The organism is Ruegeria marisrubri (genome assembly GCF_001507595.1).
GTDB classification, from domain to species: Bacteria; Pseudomonadota; Alphaproteobacteria; order Rhodobacterales; family Rhodobacteraceae; genus Ruegeria; species Ruegeria marisrubri.
In genome coordinates this window covers 126606-152108 of the sequence record NZ_LQBQ01000036.1, presented here as the reverse complement: position 1 = coordinate 152108, position 25503 = coordinate 126606, and the positions used below count along the sequence as shown (strand labels likewise).

Below are 25503 nucleotides of genomic sequence, written 5' to 3'. Positions count from 1 at the left end.
AGTCTGACAGACCACCGGACATCCGGCAATGGGGCGGACGGACAGCCCCTCCGCCGCGGCCGAGCCTTGCTCGGGCGCGGCCGGGCCCAACGGGAGGAGGCGGCCCGCAAGGGCCGTTGACGACGGGCGGGAGACCCGCCCGCCCAATCACACGTCCAGCGAGCGGGCGATGAGTTCCTTCATCACCTCGTTGGTGCCGCCATAGATCATCTGCACCCGCGCATCGGCATAGAGCCGCGCGATCGGGTATTCCATCATGAAGCCATAGCCGCCGAACAGCTGCAGGCATTCATGCATGATCTCGTTCTGCACCTCGGAGCCATAGTATTTCACCATCGAGGCGGTGGCCGCATCCAGCTGACCGGCCTCGAGCTTGGCGATGCAGTCATTGACGAAGCTGCGCAGCACCTCGGCCTTGGTCTTGCACTCGGCCAGCTTGAAGCGGGTGTTCTGGAAATCCATCACCCGCTGGCCGAACGCCTTGCGCTCCTGCACGTATTTCACCGTCTCGGCGATGGCAAAGTCGATCGCGCCCAGCGCCATGATGCCGATGGTCAGACGCTCCCATGGCAGCTGTTTCATCAGCTGGTAGAAGCCCTGCCCCTCTTCCGGTCCGATGAGGTTGGTCATCGGCACCTTCACGTCCTCGAAGAACAGCTCGGCCGTGTCGTTGGCCTTCATCCCCAGCTTCTTGAGGTTGCGGCCCCGGCGGAAGCCCTCGGCGCCCTCGGTCTCGACCGCGATCAGCGAGACGCCGCGCGCGCCTTGGGTCTTGTCGGTCTTGGCCACGACGATGACCAGGTCGGCGGTCTGGCCGTTGGTGATGAAGATCTTGGATCCGTTGATACGGTAGGAGTTTCCGTCCTTTTCGGCGGTGGTGCGCACCGCCTGCAGGTCCGACCCGGTGCCCGGCTCGGTCATGGCAATCGCGCCGACCATCTCGCCCGAGGCCAGCTTGGGCAGCCATTTCTGCTTCTGCTCTTCGCTGCCGTAGGCGGCGATGTAGTGGGTCACGATCGACTGGATGCCATAGCCCCAGCCCGCATCCCCGCGCGAGGTCTGCTCGTAGATGGTGACCGAGTCGAAGCCCATGCCGCCGCCGACGCCGCCGTATTCCTCGGCGATCGAGCCTGCCATCAGGCCCGTTTCCCCCGCCTTGCGCCAGAAGTCGCGATCGACCACGCCATTGTCGACCCAGGTCTCGATATTCGGGACCAGTTCGTCATCCAGGAAGCGGCCTGCCATCTCGGCAAACATGCGGTGCTCGTCGGTGACCCAGGAGGCGGTGCTGGTAAAAAGAGACATTTCCATTTCTCCAAATCTGAGATTGCCCGCAGGCTACAGTCGCCGCCGATTCAAGCCAATCCGAGTGACGCCGCGTCGCCGGACTGCAACGCAACGTCCTTTGCACTCAGCCGCCGACCTTGTGGCGCACCCCCTTGGCCGGAGGGGCCTCGGGGCCGCCGGCAAAGCATTGGGCGATCGACATCCATTCGGCGGCGACAGGCCCTTCGACCGTCAGAGTCGTGTCGGCGATGTTGCGGGTCTGGGCCACGACCCGCGCGAAGTCGACCGCCGGGCCGGTGATGCGGTTTTCCCCCGGCTCGCCGAAGTCCCAGACGGCGCCCGACGGCGCGGTCAGTTCCAGCCGGGGCATCACCTCGGGCACCTCGCGGCCATGCACCTTGTAGGACCAGCCAAAGGTGTTCACCCCCAGAACCACGATGTTCCTGATGCGGTCAGTCTCCTGCCGCTCGACGCCGAGAATGTCGAACACCTCCTGCCCGTGGGCCCATGTTTCCATCTGGCGCGCGGTGATGGACGAGCGCACCGACATGTCCGGCCCGGCCCATTTCACCCGTCGCTTGGGATCGAGCCCGGCCCATCGCCGGCCCATGTCAGTATAGAGCGCCCGCCAAGCCTCGCGCAGCTCGTCTCCGCGCTCGGGGATCATCGCGTTCTCGGTGGCGCGAAAGCCCTTGGACTGGATGCCCGCAAAGGTTTCGGCCACGCGCGCCTGAAACGCCGCCTCGTCATTCAGCGACAGGTCGGCCATCCGGTTCCAGAAATGCAGGTGAACCAGCACGTCGTTCAGCGTCCAGCCCTTGAACTGCGTCACCGTGTTCCACTGCTCGCCCGAGACATCCGCCAGCACCGCATGGAGCGCCTCGCTTTCGTCCAGAAAATCCTTCGCCTGCTCCATCCCTACCCCTCCAAGGTCGCCATCAGACGCTCGGCGGCGTCGATGTAATCCTGCTTGAACTCCTGAACCACCGCCGCCGCCGAGGACATCTGGTTCATCAACCCGACGCCCTGCCCGACCCAATAGGTCGCCAGATCGGCGGCACCTTCGTGGCCACCTTCGGCCAGCTTCTCGATCTTGCCCAGTGCCGGCTCCGAGATCAGCGACTGGAACGGCATCTGCAGGGGCTCGGGCCCGCCTGCCTCCCACGCATCCGTCCAGGTCGAGCGCAACTGGCGCGAGGTCTTGCCGGTGCGCGAACGCGACCGGACCGTGTCGGACGACGAGGCCGCCAGCATCTTTTCCTTGATCTTCTGCCCCGGCTCGCCCTCGGCCGTGGTCAGCCAGACCGAGCCGCACCAAGCCCCCGCCGCGCCCATGGCCATCGCGGCGGCCATCTGGCGGCCGGTGACGATGCCGCCCGCGGCCAGAACCGGCGTATCGCCTGCCACCGACACCACCTCGGGCACCAGCACCATCGTCGAGACCTCGCCGCAATGGCCACCGGCCTCGCCCCCGGCGGCGACCAGTATGTCCACCCCCGCCGCCACCTGCCGTTCGGCATGTTTCTTCGACCCGACCAGCGCCGCCACCGGCACCCCGGCCTCGCGGGCGCGGTCCAGCATGATCTGCGGCGGCGTGCCCAGCGCGTTGGCGATCAGCTTGATCGGAAAGGAAAAGGCGACGTCCAGCATCTCGTCCGCGCCGGCGTTGTTGAGGTTGTGCGAGATATGCAGCATCGCCTTGCGCCGCTCGGCCAGATCGTCGGCCGGCACGCCGCTGCGGGCCAGAACGTCCTCGACGAAATCCAGGTGTTCGCCGGGCAAGGCGCCCAGCAGTTGCTCATCGGACGGCTCGGCGTCCTGCCGTTGCAGCGAGGTCGGCACGATCAGGTCCACCCCGTACGGCTTGCCGTCGCAATTTGCGTCGATCCACTCCAGTTCGGTCCTCAGCTGTTCGGGTGTGTAGAGCACCGCCCCGAACACCCCCATGCCCCCGGCGCGGCTGACGGCGGCCACCACGTCGCGGCAGTGGCTGAAGGCAAACAGCGGGAATTCGATACCCAGCTTGCGGCACAGTTCGGAATTCATCTCAGGCCTCCTCCTCGATCTCGATCATCACCTCGCCCGAGGCCAGTTGCTGTCCCGTGGCGACGCGCACCTCGGTCACGACGCCCGCCACGGATGCGGTGATCTGGTGCTGCATCTTCATCGCCTCAAGCACCGCCAGCGTGTCGCCCTTGGTCACGGCCTGCCCCTGGGCGACCTCGATGGCCAGCACCAGCCCGGGCATCGGCGCGGTGACACGACCACCTCCGGCATGGGCCTCGTCCTGCGCCCCGGCCCGCAGGCGGCGGAACTTGTGCCGCGCGGCCCCGACGGCCAGTTGCACCGTGTCGCCGTCGATATGCGCCACCGCCTCGACCTTGCGGCCATTGATGCGGGCGCGCAGATCATTCCCCTCGGTCGCGAGTTCGATCTCGTATTGCTCGGCACCGACCCCGACGCGCCACCCGTCGCGCGTGGCGCTTGCGGTGGCGTCGATCCTCGCGTCCCCCGCCAGCAGGGTCAGACCGCGCGGCAACAGCGGGGCGCTGGACCAGCCCAGCTGGTCTGCCGAGACATAACCGGCCCGCGCCAGCGCCGCATCGCGGTCATGCTGCATCAAGGCCGCAACGGCCAGCGCCGCGTCCTGCGGGTGCGTCTCACCGACCGGGAACCCGTCGGGATAGACCTGATCGAGAAACCCCGTCGTCGCCACGCCTGCCGCGAATTTCTCGTGGCGCAGCACCGCGGCCAGAAATGCCGCGTTGGTCACCGTGCCCAGCAGAACGCTGTCCTCGACCGCCTTGATCAGCCGCGCGCGGGCCGCCTGCCGCGTCGGGCCGTGGGCGATGATCTTGGCCAGCATCGGGTCGTAGAAGGGCGAGATCTCCTGCCCCTGCACGATACCGGCATCGACGCGGATTCCGGGGCCTTGGGCCGGGCGCCAGAGGTCGACCGGGCCGGTCACCGGCAGATAGCCATTGGCCGGGTCCTCGGCGTAGAGCCGCACCTCGATGGCGTGGCCGTCAAAGCGCACCTCCTCCTGCGCGAGAGGCAGCGGCGCGCCCTGTGCGACGGCGATCTGCATGGCCACCAGATCCAGCCCTGTGACCATCTCGGTCACGGGGTGTTCGACCTGCAGCCGCGTGTTCATTTCTAGGAAGTAGAACGCGCCCGAGGCATCCAGCAGGAATTCCACCGTCCCGGCACCGCGATAGTTCACCGCCCGCGCCGCCTCGACCGCCGCCGCGCCCATGCGCGCGCGCAGCTCCGGCGTCATCACCGGGCATGGCGCCTCTTCCACCACCTTCTGATGGCGGCGCTGGACGGAACAGTCGCGTTCGCCCAGATGGATGACGTTGCCATGCGCATCGGCAAAGACCTGGATTTCGACGTGGCGCGGCTCGATGATCGCCTTTTCAAGGATCAACTCGTCCGACCCGAAGGCATTGGCGGCCTCGGAGCGGGCCGAGGCGAGCGCCTTGGGCAGGTCGGCCGGTTCCTGCACCAGCCTCATGCCGCGCCCGCCGCCGCCCGCAGCGGCCTTGACCATCAGCGGATAGCCGATGTCCTGCGCGGCCCTGATCAGCGCCTCGTCCGACTGGTCCTCGCCCTCGTAGCCCGGCACGCAGGGCACGCCGGCAGCGATCATCAGGCGCTTGGCCCCCGCCTTGTTGCCCATCGCCCGGATCGCCTGAGGGTCTGGCCCGACAAAGGTCAGCCCCGCCGCCGCGACCGCGCTGGCGAAATCCGCGTTCTCGGACAGGAAGCCATAGCCGGGATGGATCGCCCCCGCGCCGGTTTCGCGGGCAGCCGCCAATATCCTGTCCGCGTCCAGATAGCTGTCGCCGACCGGCCCTTCGCCGATCCAGACGGCCTGATGCGCCAACGCCACGTGTGGCGCGCGTTCGTCAGCCGTGGTGTAGACCGCCACCGTCCGCAGCCCCAGATCGCGGGCCGACCGGATCACGCGGGCCGCGATCTCGCCCCGGTTGGCCACCAAAATCGTGTCGAACGCCATCGTCAGTTCTCCGCCCATTGGGGTTTGCGTTTTTCCAGAAAGGCCGAAATGCCCTCGCGCGCCTCGTCCGAGAGCATGGCCGCGGCAAAACTGTCGGCCGCGGCCTGCCGTTGTTCGGCGCGGGTCTGCGTGGGCAGCGCCGCGACCTGGCGCTTGATCGCCGCCAGCGCCTGCGGGGCCACGGCCGCCATCCGGGCGCGAAGATCGGCAATCGCCGCCTCCATCTCTCCGGGCGGAACCAGCCGGTCGACAAGACCCGCCTCCCGGGCCGCATCGCCGGCAAGCGTCTCGCCCGTCAGCATCAGGCGGCGCGCGGTGCGCTGGCCCAGCCGCTGCACGACGAAGGGCGCGATCTGCGCGGGCGTCAGCCCGATCCGCGCCTCGGTCAGCGCGAACCGCGCGGCCTCGTCGGCCAGCACGTAATCGCCGCAACAGGCCAGACCGAAACCACCCGCCATCGCCGCGCCCTCGACCGCCATCACGGTGAATTGCGGCAGGCCGGACACCGCGTCGAACAGGTCGGCCGCCTGCAGGCTGAGTTGCACCACGTCCTCGTGCCGGGCACCGCCCTGAAGGATCGACCGGAAGGCTTTGAGGTCACCGCCCGCGCAGAACATGCCGCCCCGGCCGCGAAAGGTGACACCGCGAATGTCGCTGTTCTGCAAGGCCTCGCACAGGCGGATCAGCGCCGCGACACGCTCGCCGGTCAGCGGGTTGCGTTTCTCGGGGGTGTTGAACCAGACGGTCAACCATGCGCCGTCACGCTCAAGCTCCAGTTGCTCGGAAACCGGCAGTTCCATCAGAACCTCGCCACGCCGTAGCTGCTGGGCTTGACCTTGCGGGCGCGCCCTTCGAGGCAGGTTTCAAGGCAGAAGCCCAGAACGCGGCGGGTGTCGCGCGGGTCGATGACGCCGTGATCCAGACAGCGGCCCGAGGTGTAGAAGGCCCCCGCCTGCCGGTCGAAATGCGCCGCGATCATCGCGCTTTGCCTGGCCAGCCGCTCTTCGTCGATCTCCTCGCCCTTTCGCTTTGCCCCGGCACGGGCCACCATCGCCATGGTTCCCGCCGCCTGCTCGCCGCCCATCACGCCGGTCGTGGCATTGGGCCAGGCAAAGAGGAAATCGGGCTCGTAGGCAAAGCCCGACATGCCATAGTTCCCGGCCCCGAAACTCGCCCCGATATAGAGCGTGATGCGCGGCACATCGACCGAGGTGACGGCCTGGATCATCTTGGCCCCGTGCTTGATCATGCCGGCCTGCTCGTATTGCGTGCCGACCATGTAGCCGGTGGTGTTGTTGAGAAAGATCAACGGGATATCCGCCTGACCGCAGAGCTGGATGAACTGCGCGGCCTTGGTGGCGCCGGCCGGGTCGATGGGGCCATTGTTGCCGATGATCCCCACCGGGATGCCGTTGATCGCCGCCTGAAGGCAGACCGTGGACGCGCCGTAGAGCGGCTTGAAATCCTCGAAATCCGAGCCATCGACGATGCGGGCCACCACCTCGCGCACGTCATAGGGGATGCGATAGTCGGTGGGCACCACGCCTGCGATGTCCTCGATGTCATGGCGCGGCTCGGCAAAGGCGCGGGCCGGGCGCGGCGGCAGCGACTTGTTCCAGTCGAGCCGCGCGATCACGTCGCGGACGATCTCGACGCCGTGGGCATCGTCCTCGGCCAGGTATTCCACCAGCCCCGAGGTCGAGGCGTGCATCTCGGAGCCGCCGAGATCGCGGTCATTGGCCTTTTCGCCCGTCGCCGCATGGACCAGCGCGGCCCCGGCCAGCGCGGCCATGCCGTTCTTTTTCACCCCGATCACGTAGTCGGCCAGCCCCGGCATATAGGCGCCGCCCGCCGTCGAAGGGCCATGCAGCACCGCAAGGTTCGGCAGCCCTGCCGCCGACAGGCGGGCAAGGTTGCGGAACAGGCTGCCGCCCTTGGCCCAAAGCTCGACCTTGTATTCCATCAGGTTGGCCCCGGCGCTTTCCACCAGATGCACGAAGGGCAGGTTGTGCCGCAGCGCCGTCTCCTGCGCCGAGAGGAAGGCTGCGGCCGTCATTTCGACCATGGCACCCGCCTTGATGCCGCTGTCATCGACCACGACCATGCAGCGCACCCCCGAGATGAAGCCGATGCCGATGATGACCGAGGCGCCGGGCACCGATTTCTCGGGGTCGGAACTGTCGACCATGTAGCCCGCGAGGCTGTGCAGTTGCAGGAACGGCATCCCCGGGTCCAGCAGGCGCGCCAGACGGTCGCGCGGGGTCAGCTGGCCGCGCGCCTCCATCCGCTCGCGCCGCTTTTCCGACAGCGCCACGGGGCGCGCCTCGAGGTCGCGCAGCTGCTGCACCAGCGCCAGCATGTCGGCCCGGTTCTTGGCAAAGGTTTCACTGTCTCGGACGACCTGGCTGACAAAGCCCATCGACGCCTCCCTGTCAGGAATTCACGATCAGCCCGGCCGGCACGTGCACCGGCAGGGACAGGAGTTTCTGGGCAAAGGCCTTGCCCTGCGGATCATTGCGCAGCGAGGCGACGCCGCCGCCGCCCAGCACCTGCGTCATCAGAATGTTCATCCCGTCGATGCCGGGCAAGTAGAACCGCGCGACCTCGCCCCGCAGTTCATCGGCAAAGACCCGTGCGACCGCCTCAGGCGTCAGTGCCTCCCAGATATACGGCATGTAGGCCGGGTGCCGCGCGATCACCCCGATATTGGCGCTGTCGCCCTTGTCGCCGGACCGGGCCCAGGCGAGCTCTTCCAGCGGGCGGGCGACGGTTTCCGCCGCCGGTTCCGCCGCTGGCGGGGATTTCGGCACCGAGGGCTCGATGTCCCGGATCGGCAGGCGCACAGGCCCGAAGGCGACGGGCTGGCCATCGAGGGTCACGCGACAGGTCACCGCATCCGCATCGACGAGGAACGAGAACAGAGCCACCACGGGCGACGGCTTCGGCCGGCCTCCGCCGGTGAAGAAATGCAGGCCCGGAGGCGTGGCCAGCGCGCCGCCGATCAATTCCTTGAGGAACAGCCCGACCGCGCGCGCATCGTCATGGCGCACGGCCGCCTTATAGGCGATTTCCTCGTACTCGCCCGGTCCCGGCCTGCCCCCGAACGCCTCGAAACTGACCTCGCGATAGTCCGGCGCGCCCAATTGGGCCAGCCTTGCCCGCGCCCGGTCCAGCCCCATCTGCGCAAAGGCGCGCGCCTTGTCCCGCGCGTTGCGGCCGTTCATCTGGAACACCATCCCGGCGCGATAGCCGTCGGCCCATGTGGCGGACACCTTGAGCCGCCCCGTGGGCGCACGGCCCTTCGCGCCGCTGACCCGAACCCGATCGGGACCGTCCTGGGACAGCTCCACCTCGGAGAAGTCACAGATCACGTCGGGCAGCAGATAGGCCTGCGGATCGCCGATCTCATACACCATCTGTTCGCCCACCGAGGCGGGCGAGACGATGCCCGTGCTGCCCTCGGGCTTGGTCAGAACCATGCCACCGTCCGCCGAGATTTCGGCAATGGGATAGCCGATCCGGGCCAGATCGCCCGCCTGCTGCCAATCGGTGAAATTGCCGCCCGTGGATTGTGGGCCGCATTCCAGCAGATGTCCCGCCAGAGACCCGGCCGCCAGCAGGTCATGGTCGCCCGCCGTCCAGCCAAAGCGGTGCATGCAGGCCGCAAGCGTCAGCGCGCTGTCGGCGCAGCGGCCGGTGATGACGATATCGGCCCCGGCCGCCAGCGCCGCCACGACCGGCGCGGCCCCGAGATAGGCGTTCATCGAGGCGATCCTGTCGCGCGGCGGCATGGGTGCGCCCGAGAACATCTCGACCGCTCCCGCGAATTCGTCAGCACGGGGCAGCAGGTCGTCGCCCTCGACCACCGCAACCTTCAGCGACAGCCCCGCATCGGCGATCCGGGCACGCAGCGCCTCGGCGCAGGCCGAGGGGTTCACCCCGCCCGCATTGGACAGAACCTTGATGCCGCCCGCCGCGATCTTCTGGAGGTTCGGCGCCATCGCATCGGTGACGAAATCGGTAGCATAGCCGAGGGACGCATCCTTCATCCGGGCGCGGGCCATGATCGACATGGTGATCTCGGCCAGGTAGTCGTAGACCAGAACGTCCACGCCCGCGCCCAAAAGCTGCGCGGTGGCGTGCGGCGCCTCTCCCCAGAATCCGCTGGCTCCTCCGATGCGCAGGACCTGTGTCACGCAACGTCCTTTCGTTTCCTCCCGGAGCGGCACTTTACAGACCGCTCGTTCTGTTTTTAAGTTGCCCGCAACCCCTGCCCCGGTCAACCGGGTTCAGGCCCAAACGACGCGACGGAACAAATGGCAGCTACGGACAGATCCACGACGCAGGACGGACGCTCTCGGGCGATGAAGGCCAAGGTGATCCGCGCCGCGATCACCTGCCTCGACAAGCTGGGCTATGCCGAGACGAGTTTCGCCAAGATACAGGCGCGCGCGGGTGTGTCGCGCGGGGCGATCACGCATCATTTCCCCACGAAACAGGCGCTTGTGGCCGCAACGGCGATGGAGTTGCTGTCCAACGCGCTGGGGCCGGTCGAGCGGCGCCTTGGCGCGCCCGCAGGCGAGCCCGCGCCGGTCCACGAGCTGATCATGAAGGCCTGGGGCAAGGTGGTGAACTCGCCCGGAGGCCGGGCCATGGTCGAGATTCTGGTGGCCTGCCGCACCGATCCCGATCTCTATGATCTGCTGAAGGACCAGCTGCACGACTGGGACAGGCAGAGCCGCGCGGCCATCGCGACAAGCTATGCGGGAACGGGGCCGGAGCCGGACGATGCCGAACTGCTGTGGAGCATGACCCGGAACTTTCTGCGCGGACTGGTGCTGCATGACAAGTTCGTCTCGGACCCCGAGTACATTGCGCGGATGGTGGACCGTTTTGCGCGCATGATGGAAACCCAACTGATCGTGGCCCCGGACAAGGAGACGACATGACCTGCCCTTCCCCCTTCATGACGCCCGAACGCGAGGCTTACCGCAACAACCTCAGGCGGTTCTTCGACAGCGAGGTCAAACCGCATGTCGAGGAATGGGAAGCCAACCGTGCCGTCCCTTGGGAGTTGCACGAAAAGCTGGGCGATCTGGGCGTATTCGGTTTCGGCATCCCCGAGGAATATGGCGGGCTTGGTTTCGACGATGCCTTCATGCGCGCCGACTACGCCGAGCTTGCCTTTGGCTGCGGCGCCTCGGGCGTGGCGGCGGCGGTCGGGGGGCGGATGATCTCGCTGGGCCCGATCGCGCGTTTCGCGCCCGAAGAGTTCAAGCGCACCGTCCTGCCCGAGATCATCGCAGGAAGGATGAATTCGTCGCTGGCCATCACCGAACCGGGCGGCGGGTCGGACGTGGCCAACCTGACCACAAGGGCCGAGCGTGACGGGGACGACTGGGTTCTGAACGGGGCCAAGGCCTATATCACCGGCGGGATGGACTCGCAGTGGTTCGTCGTGGGCGCCCGCACCGGCGGGCCGGGGATTGCCGGTATCTCGCTGTTCCTGATCGAGGCGGATACGCCCGGTTTCACCCGCACGCCGCTGGGCGGCAAGATGGGCTGGCACTGTTCGGAACAGGCCATGTTGCATTTCGACGATTGCCGGGTGCCCGGCACGGCCCTGATCGGCCCGGAGAACAAGGGCTTCATCGCGATCATGAACAACTTCAACCATGAACGCCTTGCCATGATCGCGGGCAGCCTGGGCATGATGCGGGTCTGCTACGACTCGGCCCTCGACTGGGCGCGCGAGCGCAGGACCTTTGGCAAGCGGCTGATCGAGCATCAGGTGATCGCGCACAAGTTCGCCGAGATCTCGGCGCGGATCGACATGATCGAGGCCTATCTGGAACGGATCTGCTGGGCCATCAACCAGGGCCTGATGCCGGCGGCGGAAATCGCCAAGGCCAAGGTGCAGGCGACCAAGGCGCTGGAATTCGTGGCCTCGGAAGCGATGCAGATATTCGGCGGTGCGGGCTATCTGACCGGCAACCCGGTCGAGCGCGTCTGGCGCGAGGTCAAGGTCATGGCCATCGGCGGCGGGTCCGAGGAAATCATGCGCGACCTCGCCGTGCGCCAGATGGGGCTGGCAGGGCAATAGCGCGCCTTCAGAACTCCGAGACCCGGTAGGCCCGCGGGGTCAGCCCCGTCCAGCTGCGGAAGGCGCGGATGAAGGCGCTGGCCTCGCTGAAGCCAGTCTTTTCGGCGATCTGTTCGATGGAAAGATCCGTGGTCGTCAGCAACCGGACCGCCATGTCCCGGCGGACCTGTCTGCGGATGTCCGAATATTCCACCCCGTCCCGCTTCAGGCGGCGGCGCAGCGTGTGCACCGGCATCCCCAGCGCCGCCCCGGTTTCCGCCATGTCGGCCAGACGCCCCTCGGCGGCAAGGGTGCTTTCGACAGCAACATAAACCTCCAACGCCAGCCCGGTCGTGCCGTCCTGGGGCAGAAAGGCATCGAGCGGGGTGCGGCGGGCATAGGCGACGGCCTCGGCCTCGGACCGGATGACCGGCAGCTTGAGCAACGTCCGGGGGATCGCCAATCCGCTCGTGCGCTGGTTGAAATGCATGGGCGCGCGCTGAAACATCGCCGGATAGGACGCAGAATGCGCCGGCGCGGGATAGTCGAACCACGCCCCGTTGATGGCCCCTGGCGTTCCGGCCATCCAGAACAGCATCCGGCTGACCAGCACCAGCACCATCTCGATCGCGGTTTCGTTCAGAACGGTTCTGCCCGGAATGCGCGCCATGTCCAGACGCAGGTTCGCGCCGCCTTCGCCAAGACTGAACCTGAAGGAGTTGTCCGCCAGGTCCATGAACCGCACGGCGCGGGCAAAGGCGTCACCCAGCGTTTCCGCCCGGCTGAGATAGGATGCCATGATCGCATGCGTCCCCACGCGTTGCGGCCGGTCGTGCAGCCCGGCCAGTTCGTCATCGAGAGTCAGGGTCACCGCCCGCACCAGCCGCACGAAATCCGGCGCGCCGAGGTCGGCATCGGTGCGTGGCAAGCCCGCGCGTGCCAGCAACGCCGCGGGATCGAAGCCGCGGCCGGCGGCTCCTTCGAGGATGTTGGCGGCGATGGGTTCAGGAATTCTGACGGCCATGATTGTCACATAATGTCAATTTTTGCGCTCGGCCAGATCATTGTGGACTCGCCCGCACACCCCATACCCTTGCCGCGAACGGATTCAGGAGGATGAGAAATGGCGACTCCAGCCTATATCTACGACGCGGTTCGCACCCCGCGCTCCAAGGGCAAGAAGGACGGAACCCTGCACGAGGTCAAGCCGGTCCAACTGGCTGCTGGCCTGCTGCGGGAACTGCAATCGCGTCACGATCTGGACACCAGCCAGGTCGGCGACGTGATCCTTGGCTGCACCGCCCCGGTCGGCGATCAGGGGGCCTGCGTCGCCAAGGCCGCCGTGCAGGCCGCCCATTGGGACGAGGCGGTGCCGGGCGTGCAGCTTGACCGTTTCTGCGCCTCGGGGCTCGAGGCCGTGAACATGGCCGCCGCCAAGGTCGGCTCGGATCAGGAGGACCTGGTGATCGCAGGCGGCGTCGAATCCATGAGCCGCATTCCGATGCTGAGCCAGGGCGGCGCGATGTTCACCGACCCTGATTTCGTGATCGACCAGAACTCGGCCCCGCAGGGCATCGGCGCCGACCTGATCGCCACCATCGACGGCTACAGCCGCGAGGACGTGGACGCCTTTGCCATGGAAAGCCAGAAACGCGCGGCCCGCGCCCGCGACAACGGCTGGTTCGACCGCTCGGTGGTGCCGGTGAAGGACGAGAACAGCCTGACGATCATGGAGCGCGACGACTTCATCAAGCCCGACACCGACATGCAGAAGCTGGGCGCGCTGAACCCCTCGTTCGAGCAGATGGGCGCGTTCGGATTTGACGACATGGCGCTGGCGAAATACCCGCAGGTGTCCCGGATCAACCATGTTCACACCCCGGGCAACTCGTCGGGCATCGTGGACGGCGCATCCGCCGTGATGATCGGCTCGGAGAAGTCCGGCAAGGATCTGGGCCTCGAACCGCGTGCGCGGATCGTTTCGGCCACGGTCATCTCGACCGACCCGGTGATCATGCTGGCAGGCCCCGGACCGGCCGCCAAGAAGTGCCTGGACAAGGCCGGCCTGAAGGTTTCCGACATCGACATCTGGGAGATCAACGAGGCCTTCGCCTCGGTGGCGCTGCGCTACATGAAGGATCTGGGCATCGACCACGAGATCACCAACGTCAACGGCGGCGCCATCGCCATGGGTCACCCGTTGGGGGCCACGGGCGGGATGCTGGTTTCCACCGTTCTGGACGAGCTGGAACGCCGCAACGCCAAACGCGCCATGATGTCGCTCTGCGTGGGCGGGGGCATGGGTATCTCGACCCTGATCGAACGTCTGTAAGGGAGGCCGGACATGGGTGAATTTGCTTACGAAAAAGACGCCGACGGCATCGTCACGATCACGATGGACATGGACGGCCCGGTGAACGCCATGAACGCGCAGTTCTGGCCGCTGTTCTCCGACACGATGGACCGGATCGAAGCCGAGAAAGACCTCAAGGGCGTGATCTGGACCTCGGCCAAGGACACGTTCTTTGCCGGCGGCGACCTGAACATGCTCAAAAGCATCGAGCCGGATCAGGTCGAAGACCTGTTCAACTCGGTCGAGGCCACCAAGGCCGTTATGCGCCGGCAGGAGAAACTGCCGGTTCCGGTGGTCGCGGCCATCAACGGCGCGGCCCTGGGCGGCGGCTACGAGATCTGCCTGGCCTGCAACTACCGGATCGCGGCCGACAATCCCAAGACCAAGATCGGCCTGCCGGAAGTGACCCTTGGCCTGCTGCCCGGCGGCGGCGGCGTGGTGCGCCTGACCTGGCTGCTGGGCATGGAGGCGGCGATGCCCTTCCTGCTCGAAGGCCGTCAGGTCTCGCCCGACAAGGCGCTGAAGGCCGGGCTGATCCACGAGGTCGTCCCCGCCGACCGGATGCTGGCCCGCGCCAAGGAATGGATCCTGTCGGTGCAGGGTGACGAGGCCGCCGTGACCCAGCCCTGGGACACCAAGGGCTACAGGATCCCCGGCGGACCCTCGACCTCGCCCAAGAACATGACCCGCATCGCGGGCGCGGCGGCGATGCTGTTCAAGAAAACCCGCGGCCTGATGCCGGCGCCGGTCAAGATCCTCGACATCATGACCGAGGCGGCAGGCAAGGTCGATTTCGACACGGCGCAGCGTTACGAAAGCCGCAAGTTCGTGTCGCTGACGCCGCTGGCCACCACCAAGAACATGATCGAAACCCTGTTCTTTGGCATGAACAAGGTCAATGGCGGGGCCAGCCGGCCCAAGGGCATCCCTCCGTCAAAGGTCGAACGTCTGGGCATTCTGGGCGCCGGCATGATGGGTCAGGGCATCGCCTATTCGGCCGCGATGGCCGGGATTCCGGTGGTGCTGAAGGACATGACCGTCGAGGCCGCCGAACGCGGCAAGGCCTACACGGCCAAGCTGCTGGACAAGCGCGTCAAACAGGGCCGCATGTCGGCTGAAAAGCGCGACGCGGTTCTGGGCCTGATCACGCCCACCGACAAGACCGACGACCTCAAGGGCTGCGACCTGATCATCGAGGCCGTGTTCGAAAAGATCGACGTGAAAGACGCGGTTCTGGCCGAACACGAGTCGCTGCTGGCCGAGAACGGCATCTGGGGCTCGAACACCTCGACCCTGCCGATCACGCGGCTGGCGACAGGTTCGGCCAGGCCCGAGAACTTCGTCGGCCTGCACTTCTTCTCGCCGGTGGACAAGATGCCGCTGCTCGAGATCATCGCGGGCGAAAAGACCTCGGACGAGACCCTGGCCCGCGCCTTCGACTTCGCCCGCCAGATCAGGAAAACCCCGATCATCGTGGGCGACAGCACCGGTTTCTACACCTCGCGCACGATCGGCACCAAGATCATCGAGGCGGTGGAACTGGTGGCCGAGGGGCACGACCCGGTGCGCGTCGACAACCTGTCGCGCCTCACGGGCATGCCAACGGGGATGCTGTCGCTGCTCGACGAGGTGCAGATCAAGCTGGTGGTGGACATCTACAACACCCAGGTCGAGATGGGGCTGCTCGATCCCGAGCAGGAACAGAACCCCGGCGCGCGCGCCATGCTGGCAGAGATGATCAGCCAGCACGGCCGCCACGGCCGCGCCACCGGCAAGGGGTTCTACGACTACTCCGAAGAGGGCAAGACGATCTGGCCCGGCCTCGCCGCGTGGCGCAAGGAAGACGCCCGCATCAGCGACGAGGACATTCAGGACCGCATCCTGTTCCGGGCGGTTCTGGAAAGCCTGCGCTGTCTTGAGGAAGGCGTGCTGCGGTCGGTGGCGGACGGCAATGTCGGCTCTATCCTGGGCATCGGCGCGCCGGTTCATACCGGCGGCTACATCCAGTTCGTCAACACCTATGGCCCCGAGCGGTTCATGAAACGCTGCGAGGAACTGGCGGCAAAATACGGGCCACGCTTCGCGCCGCCGGAAATCCTCAAACGGCATGTGGCCGAGAACCGGGCCTTTGCCTGAAGCACGGGGCGCGGGGCCTCACCCGCGCCCCTCCATGTTTCAAGGGTCGAGAAAACTGTCAGACAGTTACGGTTTCCGCCTGGGCGCGCAGCCATTTCAGGAACGCCTTGACCGCCGGACGCTGCGCGCCAGCGCGCGTTTCGACAAAGTAAATCCCGAAGAGCTTTTCCGAGAACAGCTCGATCATCCTTCCCTGCTCGATCTCCTCTCGAAAGAAGGCCCGGCTGGTATAGGTGATACCGTCACCGCGGCGCACCGCATCCATGATCAGATTGCCCGGCATGTGATGCACCGTCAGCCTCCGATCCGGAATCACTCCGTGAAAGGTGAACCACTCCGAGGCTTCGTTGGTGCCCAACTCCTGCAACCAGGGCAAATCCATCAGAGACGCCGGGTTCGACAGATCGCGACCCGCGACGAGTTCCGGCGCACCGATCACCACCATGTCCGACAGCAGAAGAGGCTGGACCCCGGCAACGGGACGGCGCTTGTCCCGGTAGCGAATGGCGACATCTATACCGCCGGGCTTCAACTCGACCACCTCGGCAGTCGGGTTCAGCATCAAGGTGATGTCCGGGTATTCATGCTGAAACTCGGCCATTCGGGGCAACAACCATTCCACGGCAAAGGCGGGGGACATTGTCACCTGAACAGGTCGGTTTTCGACGATTTCCGTCAACCGCTCGACGCCACGCCCGATGGTGGCGAAACCGATGTCCAGATCCCGCGCCAGCGAGGCGCCCTCTGCGGTCAGTTCGATCCCGCGCCCTGACCGGACCGCCAGTGCAACACCCAAGTGCTCTTCCAGCCGTCTGACCTGCTGGCTGACAGCGGCATGGGTGACGTTCAGCTTCTGCGCGGCCAATGTGTAGCTTCCGGTTTCTGCCACCACGGAAAAGGCGCGCAACCCGTTGAGAGGCGGAAGTTTGAGCCAGTCCATTTGTTACTTTTTCTAATATCTCGGATTTTTAATGATTTGCACGATCAGGCGATTTCTTCAACAATCGTTCAGGAAAATTTGGCCCTGGCGTCAGAACGCACCCGACCATTTAAACTTTTCCTTTTGCTTTGGAGACGCGGCGATGAATGGAAAATCCAACACTCACGACGGTGGCTGTTATTGCGGTGCCGTTCGGTATCGAATTCAGGGCGTCCCGGACTTCTCAGCACATTGTCACTGCCGGTCCTGCCAACTGGCCTTGGGCGGTGCCTTCGTGACATGGGCGAAGATTCCCGCCGGGAACTTTTCGGTGACAAAAGGAAAGATCAAGATCTGCGAAAAGACGCCCGGCATCCGGCGCGGCTTCTGCGGCGATTGCGGAACCACCCTGACCTATGCCGCCGACCATGTGGTCGAGGGACAGGATTGGAGCAAGGATGCCTGGTTCACCGCCGTCACGCTCGACGACCCCACCATCGTCTCGCCGCAGAACCACGTTTTTGTCTCGCACAAGCAGCCCTGGATCACCCTGCCCGAAGGGGCGCCTGCATTTGACACATTCTGAAGGCCTCGAACAAACAGCACAGGAGTTCACGATGCCCGGTTCATTCTCATATGCCTGCAAGGATTACCCCGGTATGGAAGACTGCCCCGGAAAGGTCGTCGCAGCGACCGAAGACGAGGTTTGGAAACTGATGGAACTGCATGCCGTGGTAGCACATGGCGAAGACCCCTCGGCCTGGAGCGAAGAGGACCGGGCCGAGCTTGCCAAGCTGATCAAGGCGGAGTGACTTAGGGCGCGCCTCACCCCATCCAGCGGCGGACCGGGGCGTTGCTTTCCTCGAGCGGCTGGCAGACCACGTCCACCAGAGTCGGGCCATCATGGGCCACCGCCTCGGCCAGCACCTTCTCCAGATCGTCGGGGCTCTCGACCCGCCAGGATTTCACCCCATAGGCCGCCGCCACCGCTGCCTGGTCGGTGCGGCTGAAATCCACGTTGTAGTAGCGCGCATCCTTGTCGGCGAACTGGCTGGCCTTGATCCAGCCGAAATTCGCGTTCGAGAACACGACGAAGGTGATCGGCGCGCCGACCCGGCAGACGGTTTCCAACTCGCCGCAGGTGAAGCCGAAGGAGCCATCCCCCATCAACGCCACCGTCTTGGAAGACGGCCGCCCGAACCACGCGCCCAGCGCCGCCGACAGGGAATATCCCAGCGCCCCATGCGCCCGGTTGGTGATGAAATACCGGCCCGGTTTCGGCAGCTGGTAATAGGCCGAGAAATAGGGGCAGCTGGTGCCGGGATCGGACACCACGGTCGCGTCCTCGGGCAAGACCTGCATCAGCGCCGCGATCACCCGCTCGGGCCGGATCGGAGCCTGCGAGGACCGCGCCAGCTTCTCGAAGGTCTCGAACTTGCGCCGTTTCTTCTCGGCAATCGCCGCAGCACCGCCAAAGGTGTCGCCCCCCTGCCCGCGCGCGTCCAGCACGGCGTTGACCTCGGCCAGCGCAAGGCGCAGGTCGCCGACGACGGCCACCTCGGTCGGGTAGTTTGCGTTCATCACCATCGGATCGTTGTCGAAATGCACGATGCGGGTGCCGGGTCTGGGGGCCTCCCACCGGGCGGTGGTGGTCGAACCGGCGCGGCAGCCCATGAACACCACCAGGTCGGCGGCCTCCATCATTTCCCACGTCTCGTCGGTGCCGCCGTTCGAGCCGACGACGCCCAGGCAGTTCGGGTGCGTTTCCGCCAGCGACCCCTGCCCCGAGATCGAGGTGGCCACCGGGATGTCCAGCCGGGTCGCCAGCCGGTCGAGTTCCTCCCAGGCCTGCGCGATCACCACCCCGCCGCCACAGACGATCAGCGGATTTTTCGCCGACAGGATCGCCTCGACCGCCGCCTGCGCCGCGCCCGGCGCCGGGGCCTGGGGATAGGCCGGATAGGTCGCGGTGGCGCCGTCGGCCCAGATGTCCGAGGCCTCCACCGGGTCGTATTGCACGTCATAGGGCAGCCCGATATGCGCCGCGCCCGGCCGCCCCGTGGTCATCGCCCGAAAGGCCGCCCGCACCATGCGCGGGATGTGGTCGGCGCGCTTGATCACCGTGTTCCACTTTGTCAGCGGCGCCATCAGCGCCTCCTGGTTCACTTCGGTCAGGGGATACTTTCCGTAGGACGCGACCGAGATATCGGTGGTTATCCCCAGCACCGCATACGAGCTTTCCGATGCCTCGATCAGCCCCGGCAGGATATAGGTCGCGCCGCCGCCCGACGGCCCCTCGGCCACGCCGACGCGTCCGGTCACGCGGGAATAGCCATCAGCCATGTAAGTCGCGCAGCGTTCGTCACGGGTCAGGACATGGGTGATTCCATGATCGAGCCGCAGCATCGCGTCATAAAAGGGCAGCGTCGTGTCCCCGCACAGGCCAAAGATATGCCTCACGCCCTGCGCCTCGAGCATGCGCACCATCGCCTCGGCGCCGTTCATCTGGTTGCCCATTTCTGTTCCTCGCGCTACTGCGTTCAAAATTGTATACAGCTATGCATTACATCTTGCGCACAAGTCAATCCCGATCTAATCTCGCACCGAAAGGGAACGCGAATGGCCAAATCCGAAAGCAATGTTGACCGGATCTACGAGGCGCTTCGGCGCATGGCGGCGGATTTCGCCTTCAAGCCGGATGCAAGGATCAACGAAAGCGCGCTGGCTGCGCAGTTGAACGCCTCGCGCACCCCGATCCGCGAGGCGCTGAACCGGCTGGTGGCCGAGGGGTTTCTGACCTTTCAGTCCGGGCGCGGATTCTTCTGCCGGTCGCTGTCGCCCGAACTGGTCATGGACCTTTACGAGGCGCGGGTCGCGGTCGAGGTCGAGGCGGTGCGCCTGGCCTGCCTGCGCGGTTCGGACGACGCGATCTCCGGCCTCTTGCGCGAACTCGACGAGATCGCGCCGGACTACACGCCCGAGGCCGACCCCGAAGCCCTGCTGGCGATGGACGAACGCTTTCACGGCCAGCTGTGCCAGCTTTCGGGAAATGCCGAGCTGTGCCGGATGCTGGCCAATCTCAACGACCGCATCCGCTACCTGCGCCTGATCGACCTGCGCCGCCTGCGCGGAACGGCGCCGGACGGGCAGACCATGGTGTCGGCCCACCGCCGGATTATCGAAGCCGTCGCCCGCCGCGACGCCGAAGAGGCGACGGCCCAGATGCGCGCCCATATCGAGCGCCGCCGCGAGGGCGCGACGCAGGCGGTGCGCGAAGCCTATGCGCAGCTTTATGTCCCCGATTTCTGAGGTTCCCATGTCCGTTCAAACCGGAGGAAAAACCGTCTTTGGCGCCACCGTCGGCATCCTGATGCTGGAGACGCGCTTTCCGCGTATCCCCGGCGACATGGGCAACGCGATGACCTGGCCGTTTCCGGTGCATTACCGGGTGGTGCGCGGCGCCTCGCCCGACAAGGTGGTGCGCGGCGACCCGCGCGCCCTGCTGGACGCCTTCATCGACGCAGGTCGTGACCTGGTGGCGATGGGGGCCGACGGGATCACCACCAATTGCGGCTTCCTGGCGCTGGTGCAGAACGAATTGCGCGAGGCCTTGGGCGTGCCGGTGGCCACGTCGTCGCTGATGCAGGTGCCAATGGTGCAGGCCCTGCTGCCGCCGGGCAAAAGGACCGTGATCCTGACGATCTCCAAGGCCACTCTGACCGATGCCCACCTGACAGCCGCCGGGGTGCCGCTGGACACGCCGGTCTATGGCACGGATGCCGGCAAGGCGTTTACGCGGGGCATCCTCGGCGATGCGCTTGAGATCGACTTTGCCGCCTGCCGGCAGGACATGCTGGATGCCGCCGATGAAATCGTTGCGGGTGAACCGGATGCGGGTGCCATCGTGCTGGAATGCACCAACATGGTTCCCTATGCCGCCGACATCCGCAAACGCACCGGCCTGCCGGTCTATTCGATCCATTCCATGATCCAGTGGTTTCAGGCCGGGCTGATGCCGCGCAGGTTCGATCCCGAGTTGGGCGATCCGCGCTTTTGACGCCGGAGTCTCAGGCGCTGCCGCGGGCGATCATCGCCTCGGTGCCCGCCACGCAGAAATCGACAAGCCTGTCGATCCCGGCCGCGTTGGCCTCTGGCGCGCCGGCGGCCAGATCCTCGATCCGCCAGACACTGTTCAGATAGGCCAGCGTGGCGGCAACCGTATAGACATGCCCGGCCGCCACCAGCGCCTTGTCCACGCCGGGAAACAGGGCCGCGACCTCGTCGATGAACCGCTGCGCGATCGGGTCGAAACACTCGGCGGTGATGGTGCGCCAGCGTGGATCGGCCGACACATGCGCCACGAGGCGGCCATAGGCCATCCACCCCGTTCCCGGCGTCTGCGCCAGCGAGACATAGGGCCGAACGAAGCAATCCAGAACATCCCGCATCGAAACCGGGCCAAGCGCCTTGCGTGCCTCCAGCTTCTCGATCCGGAGTCTCGAAAGCTCCTTGGCGCGCCGCGCGACCGCCTGATGAAACAACTCTTCCTTGCTGCCGCCGTGATGGCTGACCAGCCCCAGAGGTACCTCGGCCAGAGCCGCTATGTCGCGGATCGACGCGCCCTCGAATCCCCTCGCTGCAAAAACCTGCTCTGCCGCGTCGAGAATCCGCGCCTTGGTCTGCAGCGACCGCTTGGACGGCGCTCTTTTGCGTTGTTTTTCATCGGCTTTGGCGGTCATGAGAAACATCTTGCCTTAGATTGAACGATCGTTCAAGTTAAGCGTCGCAAACGGGAGGAAACATGGTTGAAACGAGCGGGGCCTATGCCTTGATCGGCGCGGGCCCGATGGGTCTGGCTGCCGCAAAGGTGCTTGCCGAGCAAGGCATCCCGTTCCAGGGCTTCGAGCTGCATTCGGACGTGGGCGGCCTGTGGGACATCGACGGCCCGAAATCGACCATGTACGAGACCGCACACCTGATCTCGTCCAAGAGGATGACCGAGTTCACCGACTTTCCGATGGACGCGTCGGTTGCCGAATACCCCTCGCACCGCGCGATGAAGAACTATTTTCACGCCTTCGCCGACCGTTTCGGACTGCGTGAGCATTTCCGCTTCAATTCCGAAGTCACCGAAGTCGCACCACTTGGCGGCCCCGGCGACGGGTGGCGCGTCACCTGGCGCGACAAGGAGGGCGAGCACAGACAGGACTTCGCCGGCGTCCTGATCGCAAACGGCACCCTGTCCGAGCCCAACATGCCCGAGTTCCCCGGCCGGTTCGACGGCGAGTTGATCCATTCCTCGGCCTACCGCTATCCCGACCAGCTCGAGGGCAAGCGGGTTCTGATCGTCGGTGGCGGAAACTCGGGCTGCGATATCGCCGTGGACGCCATTCACCACGCGGTGCGCTGCGATCTGTCCATGCGCAGGGGTTACTACTTCGTCCCCAAATACGTCTTCGGCAGGCCCGCCGACACGATCGGCGGCAGGATCCGCCTGCCCATGTGGCTCAAGCGCCGGATCGACGGGCTGATCCTGGGCTGGTTCGTCGGCAATCCCCAGAAATACGGCTTTCCGAAACCCGACTACAAACTCTATGAAAGTCACCCGGTCGTGAACTCGCTGGTGCTGTATCACGCGGGCCACGGGGATCTGCGGGTCCGGCCGGATATCGAGCAGATCGAAGGCAAGACCGTCTATTTCCGGGACGGGCACAGCGACGAGTACGACATGATCCTCGCCGCGACCGGCTACAAGCTGCATTACCCGTTCATCGACCGGGATCTTCTGAACTGGCAGGGCGACGCGCCGCATCTCTATCTCAACGCGATGCACCCGGAACGCGACGACCTTTTCGTTCTGGGCATGGTCGAGGCAACCGGCCTTGGCTGGCAGGGCCGCCACGAGCAGGCCGAATTGGTGGCGCGTTACATCAAGGGGCTGCAGAACGGCTGCCCGGTGGCGGCCGAGTTGAAGGCCACAAAATCCGGCCGGTTCGAGCGTGCGACCGGCGGGATGAATTACCTCAAGCTCGCCCGGATGGCCTATTACGTGGACAAGGCCACCTATCGCAAGACCGTCACCGGCTGGATCGACCGGATGCGGAAGGCGGCGGCATGACCGGCATCGACGAGATCACGCTGAATTTCAGCCCGGCCTCGATGTTGCTGCTGAACGCCATCCTGGCGGTGGTCATGTTCTCGGTCGCGATCGACCTGACGCCGCAGGATTTCAACCGCCTGCGCCGCGCACCCAAGCCGGTCGTGGTCGGCCTGTTCTCGCAATTCGCGGTGCTGCCCATTCTGACCTTCGCGCTGGTCTGGCTGGCCGAGCCGCGCCCTTCGATCGCGCTGGGCCTGATCCTGGTGGCGGCCTGTCCGGGCGGCAACATCTCGAATTTCATCACCCATCGCGCGGGGGGAAACGCGGCGCTGTCTGTTTCGCTGACCGCTTTCGCCACCGTCGCCGCGATCGTCATGACCCCGTTCAACATCGCGTTTTGGGGCGGGCTCTATGCGCCGACGCGCGAAATCCTGCAACGTACCGAGATCGACCCGGCGCAGATCGCCATCACGGTCGGACTGATGCTTCTGCTGCCGCTGGCGCTCGGCATCACGCTGAACCGGCACCGGCCGGATATCACCCAGAGGCTGCGGCGGCCTCTGCAATACCTGTCCATGGGCATTTTCTTTGCTTTCATCATTCTCGCTCTGGCGGCCAACTGGAATTTCTTCCTGGCCTTCGCCGGAGCCGTCGCCGGGCTTGTGATCCTTCACAATGCCCTGGCTCTGGGGGGTGGTTGGGTTGTGGCCACTCTGACCCGGCTGCCCCCCTATGATCGCCGCGCCATCACGATCGAGACCGGCATCCAGAATTCGGGGCTGGGCCTGGTGCTGATCTTCGGCTTTTTCCACGGCCTCGGAGGCATGGCCGTGGTGGCGGCCTTCTGGGGCATCTGGCACGCCATTTCCGGCATCGGCCTTGCCGGCCTCATGGCCCGGACCGAGGCCGCCAGATGACCCGCATCCTGATCACCGGCGCCGCCGGAATGGTGGGGCGCGCCCTGCTGGAGGAACTGGCCGAGGCCGAGGTCTTTGCCACCGACATCCACCGCCCCTGCCCCCTGCCCGACGGCATCGCCTATGCCCGAATGGACGTGACGACCGGCGAACCCGAGCGCGTGATCCGCAAGGTCAGGCCGGACGTGATCGTTCACCTCGCCTCGATCGTCACGCCCCCCAAGGGCATGAGTCGCGAGGCCGCCTATCGGGTCGATGTCGAAGGCACCCGCAAGGTGCTGGACGCCGCGCTGGCGCATGGGGTCAGGCGACTGGTCGTTACGTCCTCGGGCGCGGCCTATGGCTATCACCCGGACAACCCGGTGCCGCTGCGCGAGACCGACCCGCTGCGCGGGAACCGGGAGTTCGCCTATTCCGACCACAAGCGCCAGGTCGAAGAGATGCTGGCCGAGGCCCGCCGCACGGCACCCCATCTGGAACAGGTCGTCCTGCGGGTCGGGACCGTTCTGGGGGAAGAGACGGAAAACCAGATCACCGCCCTGTTTCACAAGCCCCGCCTGCTGGCGGTGTCGGGCAGCGAAAGCCCCTTCGTGTTCATCTGGACCCGCGATCTGGCCCGCATCCTCAAGCGGGCGGCCACCGACGGCCCGCCGGGCATCTACAACGTCGCCGGGGATGGCGTCATGGGCGTTGCCGATCTGGCGCGAGCCATGAACAAGCCCGTGCTGCGCTTGCCCGCGTGGGGGCTGAAGGCCGCGCTGGCCGTGGCGCGCCCCTTGGGCCTGTCGCAATACGGGCCGGAGCAGGTGCGCTTTCTGCAATACCGCCCGGTTCTGGACAACACCGCGCTGAAGTCCGAGTTCGGTTACGCCCCGGAAAAGACCAGTGCCGAGGTGTTCGACCTGTGGAAGCGGCAGGCAGGTCTGTGAAGACGGCCGTCATATCGGGCGGCGCGGGCGGGCTTGGCCGGGCGCTTTCGACCGGATTGCAGAGAAGAGGCTGGCGTGTCGTTCTGCTGGACCTGGACATCTCGGGGCTCGAGCGGACGCCCACCCAGATCCCGCTGCCCTGCGACCTGACGGATGCGGGGCAACTGGCCGAGCGCGTATCGGAGATCCTTGGTCTCTGCGAAGCGATCGATCTGGTGATCTACAACGCGGGCATCACGCAGATCGGGCCGTTCGAAGCGGCGGACGAGGCCGGGCATCGCAGGGTGTTCGAGATCAACTATTTTTCTGCCGTGGCGCTGGCCCGCGCCTTTCTGCAGCCTATCCGGGCCGCGCGCGGCACGCATCTGGCGATCTCATCGGTCGCGGGCTTTGCGCCGCTCTATCACCGGACAGCCTATGCCGCGTCGAAACACGCGCTGGAGGGGTTCTTCAAGTCGCTGCGCTCCGAGGAAAGGGCGCATGGCGTGCGCACCCTGATCGCCGCCCCGGCTTTCGTCTCGACCAACCCCGGCGACGGCGGGCCACAGGCGGATGGCACCGCCCGCCCGGGCTCGGCCGGTGACGACGTGGACCCGATGACGCCCGAGGCGGCGGCCGAGGCGATCCTGCGCGGTATGGAGAAGTCGCGCCCGATGATCCCCGTGGGCCGGGTGGCAAAGGCGGCGTGGCTGATCAACCGGCTGTCGCCCGGCCTCTATCAGCGGCTGATGGAGCGACGGATCGACGGCGCCTGATATT

Annotated in this window: 23 protein-coding genes; 12 read left to right on the top strand and 11 right to left on the bottom strand. The window is 66.0% G+C overall.

The features are described 5' to 3' along the window. Positions 1 to 147 precede the first annotated feature (147 nt). The 7 genes from AVO45_RS16275 to AVO45_RS16245 all read right to left on the bottom strand — a co-directional run bounded on the left by AVO45_RS16275 (position 148) and on the right by AVO45_RS16245 (position 9504). Positions 148 to 1305: an acyl-CoA dehydrogenase family protein gene (locus tag AVO45_RS16275; RefSeq protein WP_068349292.1), complete on the bottom strand. Its 1158-nt coding sequence runs from the start codon at positions 1303 to 1305 to the stop codon at positions 148 to 150. A gap of 106 nt (positions 1306 to 1411) precedes the next feature. After that, positions 1412 to 2203 carry a TIGR03084 family metal-binding protein gene (locus tag AVO45_RS16270; protein ID WP_068349141.1) on the bottom strand — a complete coding sequence of 264 codons (792 nt, stop codon included), beginning with the start codon at positions 2201 to 2203 and terminating at the stop codon, positions 1412 to 1414. A 2-nt stretch (positions 2204 to 2205) separates the two neighbouring features. Next, positions 2206 to 3333 (bottom strand): NAD(P)H-dependent flavin oxidoreductase, encoded by a 1128-nt coding sequence (locus AVO45_RS16265; protein WP_068349138.1) that lies wholly within the window; start codon positions 3331 to 3333, stop codon positions 2206 to 2208. Position 3334: 1 nt separating this feature from the next. Further along, complete coding sequence (locus AVO45_RS16260; RefSeq protein WP_276202410.1) at positions 3335 to 5326, bottom strand: acetyl/propionyl/methylcrotonyl-CoA carboxylase subunit alpha; 1992 nt, start codon at positions 5324 to 5326, stop codon at positions 3335 to 3337. Further along, positions 5311 to 6108: an enoyl-CoA hydratase/isomerase family protein gene (locus AVO45_RS16255; RefSeq protein WP_068349134.1), complete on the bottom strand. Its 798-nt coding sequence runs from the start codon at positions 6106 to 6108 to the stop codon at positions 5311 to 5313. Before AVO45_RS16255 ends, AVO45_RS16260 begins: the two co-directional genes overlap by 16 nt. Then, positions 6108 to 7727 carry an acyl-CoA carboxylase subunit beta gene (locus tag AVO45_RS16250; RefSeq protein WP_068349131.1) on the bottom strand — a complete coding sequence of 540 codons (1620 nt, stop codon included), beginning with the start codon at positions 7725 to 7727 and terminating at the stop codon, positions 6108 to 6110. Before AVO45_RS16250 ends, AVO45_RS16255 begins: the two co-directional genes overlap by 1 nt. A gap of 13 nt (positions 7728 to 7740) precedes the next feature. Beyond that, positions 7741 to 9504, bottom strand: coding sequence for an acyclic terpene utilization AtuA family protein (locus tag AVO45_RS16245; protein WP_068349129.1), 1764 nt, complete (start codon positions 9502 to 9504; stop codon positions 7741 to 7743). A 120-nt stretch (positions 9505 to 9624) separates the two neighbouring features. On the opposite strand from AVO45_RS16245, the gene AVO45_RS16240 reads away from it, so the two are divergent. Together AVO45_RS16240 and AVO45_RS16235 are read left to right on the top strand one after the other, a co-directional pair. Then, on the top strand, positions 9625 to 10257 hold the full coding sequence (locus AVO45_RS16240; protein WP_082688841.1) for a TetR/AcrR family transcriptional regulator: 633 nt from the start codon (positions 9625 to 9627) through the stop codon (positions 10255 to 10257). Beyond that, positions 10254 to 11411: an acyl-CoA dehydrogenase family protein gene (locus tag AVO45_RS16235; protein WP_068349123.1), complete on the top strand. Its 1158-nt coding sequence runs from the start codon at positions 10254 to 10256 to the stop codon at positions 11409 to 11411. Before AVO45_RS16240 ends, AVO45_RS16235 begins: the two co-directional genes overlap by 4 nt. 7 nt (positions 11412 to 11418) lie before the next feature. Here AVO45_RS16235 and AVO45_RS16230 read toward each other — a convergent pair whose 3' ends face one another. After that, a complete protein-coding gene (locus AVO45_RS16230) occupies positions 11419 to 12414 on the bottom strand; it encodes an AraC family transcriptional regulator (protein WP_068349120.1) in 996 nt (331 codons plus the stop codon). A 99-nt stretch (positions 12415 to 12513) separates the two neighbouring features. On the opposite strand from AVO45_RS16230, the gene AVO45_RS16225 reads away from it, so the two are divergent. Then, the gene (locus AVO45_RS16225) at positions 12514 to 13722 is read left to right on the top strand and encodes an acetyl-CoA C-acetyltransferase (protein ID WP_068349117.1); all 1209 of its coding nucleotides are present in this window, start codon (positions 12514 to 12516) and stop codon (positions 13720 to 13722) included. 12 nt (positions 13723 to 13734) lie between these two features. Beyond that, on the top strand, positions 13735 to 15879 hold the full coding sequence (locus AVO45_RS16220; RefSeq protein WP_068349114.1) for a 3-hydroxyacyl-CoA dehydrogenase NAD-binding domain-containing protein: 2145 nt from the start codon (positions 13735 to 13737) through the stop codon (positions 15877 to 15879). A gap of 58 nt (positions 15880 to 15937) precedes the next feature. On the opposite strand, the gene AVO45_RS16215 is transcribed toward AVO45_RS16220, so the two are convergent. Then, positions 15938 to 16819, bottom strand: a complete 882-nt coding sequence (locus AVO45_RS16215; RefSeq protein WP_068349112.1) for a LysR family transcriptional regulator — start codon at positions 16817 to 16819, stop codon at positions 15938 to 15940. Positions 16820 to 16850: 31 nt separating this feature from the next. Here AVO45_RS16215 and AVO45_RS19500 point away from each other — a divergent pair, with 31 nt between their 5' ends. Both AVO45_RS19500 and AVO45_RS16205 read left to right on the top strand, forming a co-directional pair. After that, positions 16851 to 17384, top strand: coding sequence for a GFA family protein (locus AVO45_RS19500; RefSeq protein ID WP_082688840.1), 534 nt, complete (start codon positions 16851 to 16853; stop codon positions 17382 to 17384). A 31-nt stretch (positions 17385 to 17415) separates the two neighbouring features. Then, on the top strand, positions 17416 to 17610 hold the full coding sequence (locus AVO45_RS16205; RefSeq protein ID WP_068349106.1) for a DUF1059 domain-containing protein: 195 nt from the start codon (positions 17416 to 17418) through the stop codon (positions 17608 to 17610). A 13-nt stretch (positions 17611 to 17623) separates the two neighbouring features. Here AVO45_RS16205 and AVO45_RS16200 read toward each other — a convergent pair whose 3' ends face one another. Next, complete coding sequence (locus tag AVO45_RS16200; RefSeq protein ID WP_068349103.1) at positions 17624 to 19315, bottom strand: thiamine pyrophosphate-binding protein; 1692 nt, start codon at positions 19313 to 19315, stop codon at positions 17624 to 17626. Between the two features lie 102 nt (positions 19316 to 19417). Here AVO45_RS16200 and AVO45_RS16195 point away from each other — a divergent pair, with 102 nt between their 5' ends. Together AVO45_RS16195 and AVO45_RS16190 are read left to right on the top strand one after the other, a co-directional pair. Then, positions 19418 to 20107, top strand: a complete 690-nt coding sequence (locus AVO45_RS16195) for a GntR family transcriptional regulator (protein WP_068349101.1) — start codon at positions 19418 to 19420, stop codon at positions 20105 to 20107. 7 nt (positions 20108 to 20114) lie between these two features. Next, on the top strand, positions 20115 to 20855 hold the full coding sequence (locus AVO45_RS16190; protein WP_068349097.1) for an aspartate/glutamate racemase family protein: 741 nt from the start codon (positions 20115 to 20117) through the stop codon (positions 20853 to 20855). Between the two features lie 10 nt (positions 20856 to 20865). Here the strand turns inward: AVO45_RS16190 and AVO45_RS16185 are convergent, their stop codons facing one another. Then, positions 20866 to 21537 carry a TetR/AcrR family transcriptional regulator gene (locus tag AVO45_RS16185; RefSeq protein WP_068349094.1) on the bottom strand — a complete coding sequence of 224 codons (672 nt, stop codon included), beginning with the start codon at positions 21535 to 21537 and terminating at the stop codon, positions 20866 to 20868. 62 nt (positions 21538 to 21599) lie between these two features. On the opposite strand from AVO45_RS16185, the gene AVO45_RS16180 reads away from it, so the two are divergent. The 4 genes from AVO45_RS16180 to AVO45_RS16165 are packed head-to-tail and all read left to right on the top strand — an operon-like array spanning position 21600 to position 25499. Beyond that, entirely contained in the window at positions 21600 to 22916 is a 1317-nt protein-coding gene (locus AVO45_RS16180) for a flavin-containing monooxygenase (RefSeq protein ID WP_068349091.1), read from the top strand. After that, entirely contained in the window at positions 22913 to 23815 is a 903-nt protein-coding gene (locus AVO45_RS16175; protein ID WP_068349089.1) for a bile acid:sodium symporter family protein, read from the top strand. Before AVO45_RS16180 ends, AVO45_RS16175 begins: the two co-directional genes overlap by 4 nt. Beyond that, positions 23812 to 24744, top strand: coding sequence for an SDR family oxidoreductase (locus AVO45_RS16170; RefSeq protein ID WP_068349086.1), 933 nt, complete (start codon positions 23812 to 23814; stop codon positions 24742 to 24744). The genes AVO45_RS16175 and AVO45_RS16170 overlap by 4 nt, the downstream gene beginning before the upstream one ends. Next, positions 24741 to 25499, top strand: a complete 759-nt coding sequence (locus AVO45_RS16165; protein ID WP_068349289.1) for an SDR family NAD(P)-dependent oxidoreductase — start codon at positions 24741 to 24743, stop codon at positions 25497 to 25499. Before AVO45_RS16170 ends, AVO45_RS16165 begins: the two co-directional genes overlap by 4 nt. Positions 25500 to 25503 lie beyond the last annotated feature (4 nt).

Excerpts from the sequence above, each read along its gene's own strand:
- AVO45_RS16275 (WP_068349292.1), bottom strand. The coding sequence starts at position 1,305 with ATGTCTCTTTTTACCAGCACCGCCTCCTGGGTCACCGACGAGCACCGC.
- AVO45_RS16240 (WP_082688841.1), top strand. The coding sequence starts at position 9,625 with ATGGCAGCTACGGACAGATCCACGACGCAGGACGGACGCTCTCGGGCG.
- AVO45_RS16270 (WP_068349141.1), bottom strand. The coding sequence starts at position 2,203 with ATGGAGCAGGCGAAGGATTTTCTGGACGAAAGCGAGGCGCTCCATGCG.
- AVO45_RS16200 (WP_068349103.1), bottom strand. The coding sequence starts at position 19,315 with ATGGGCAACCAGATGAACGGCGCCGAGGCGATGGTGCGCATGCTCGAG.
- AVO45_RS16260 (WP_276202410.1), bottom strand. The coding sequence starts at position 5,326 with ATGGGCGGAGAACTGACGATGGCGTTCGACACGATTTTGGTGGCCAAC.
- AVO45_RS16220 (WP_068349114.1), top strand. The coding sequence starts at position 13,735 with ATGGGTGAATTTGCTTACGAAAAAGACGCCGACGGCATCGTCACGATC.
- AVO45_RS16195 (WP_068349101.1), top strand. The coding sequence starts at position 19,418 with ATGGCCAAATCCGAAAGCAATGTTGACCGGATCTACGAGGCGCTTCGG.
- AVO45_RS16170 (WP_068349086.1), top strand. The coding sequence starts at position 23,812 with ATGACCCGCATCCTGATCACCGGCGCCGCCGGAATGGTGGGGCGCGCC.
- AVO45_RS16175 (WP_068349089.1), top strand. The coding sequence starts at position 22,913 with ATGACCGGCATCGACGAGATCACGCTGAATTTCAGCCCGGCCTCGATG.
- AVO45_RS16255 (WP_068349134.1), bottom strand. The coding sequence starts at position 6,108 with ATGGAACTGCCGGTTTCCGAGCAACTGGAGCTTGAGCGTGACGGCGCA.
- AVO45_RS19500 (WP_082688840.1), top strand. The coding sequence starts at position 16,851 with ATGATTTGCACGATCAGGCGATTTCTTCAACAATCGTTCAGGAAAATT.
- AVO45_RS16180 (WP_068349091.1), top strand. The coding sequence starts at position 21,600 with ATGGTTGAAACGAGCGGGGCCTATGCCTTGATCGGCGCGGGCCCGATG.
- AVO45_RS16230 (WP_068349120.1), bottom strand. The coding sequence starts at position 12,414 with ATGGCCGTCAGAATTCCTGAACCCATCGCCGCCAACATCCTCGAAGGA.
- AVO45_RS16235 (WP_068349123.1), top strand. The coding sequence starts at position 10,254 with ATGACCTGCCCTTCCCCCTTCATGACGCCCGAACGCGAGGCTTACCGC.
- AVO45_RS16205 (WP_068349106.1), top strand. The coding sequence starts at position 17,416 with ATGCCCGGTTCATTCTCATATGCCTGCAAGGATTACCCCGGTATGGAA.
- AVO45_RS16265 (WP_068349138.1), bottom strand. The coding sequence starts at position 3,333 with ATGAATTCCGAACTGTGCCGCAAGCTGGGTATCGAATTCCCGCTGTTT.
- AVO45_RS16185 (WP_068349094.1), bottom strand. The coding sequence starts at position 21,537 with ATGACCGCCAAAGCCGATGAAAAACAACGCAAAAGAGCGCCGTCCAAG.
- AVO45_RS16225 (WP_068349117.1), top strand. The coding sequence starts at position 12,514 with ATGGCGACTCCAGCCTATATCTACGACGCGGTTCGCACCCCGCGCTCC.
- AVO45_RS16190 (WP_068349097.1), top strand. The coding sequence starts at position 20,115 with ATGTCCGTTCAAACCGGAGGAAAAACCGTCTTTGGCGCCACCGTCGGC.
- AVO45_RS16250 (WP_068349131.1), bottom strand. The coding sequence starts at position 7,727 with ATGGGCTTTGTCAGCCAGGTCGTCCGAGACAGTGAAACCTTTGCCAAG.
- AVO45_RS16215 (WP_068349112.1), bottom strand. The coding sequence starts at position 16,819 with ATGGACTGGCTCAAACTTCCGCCTCTCAACGGGTTGCGCGCCTTTTCC.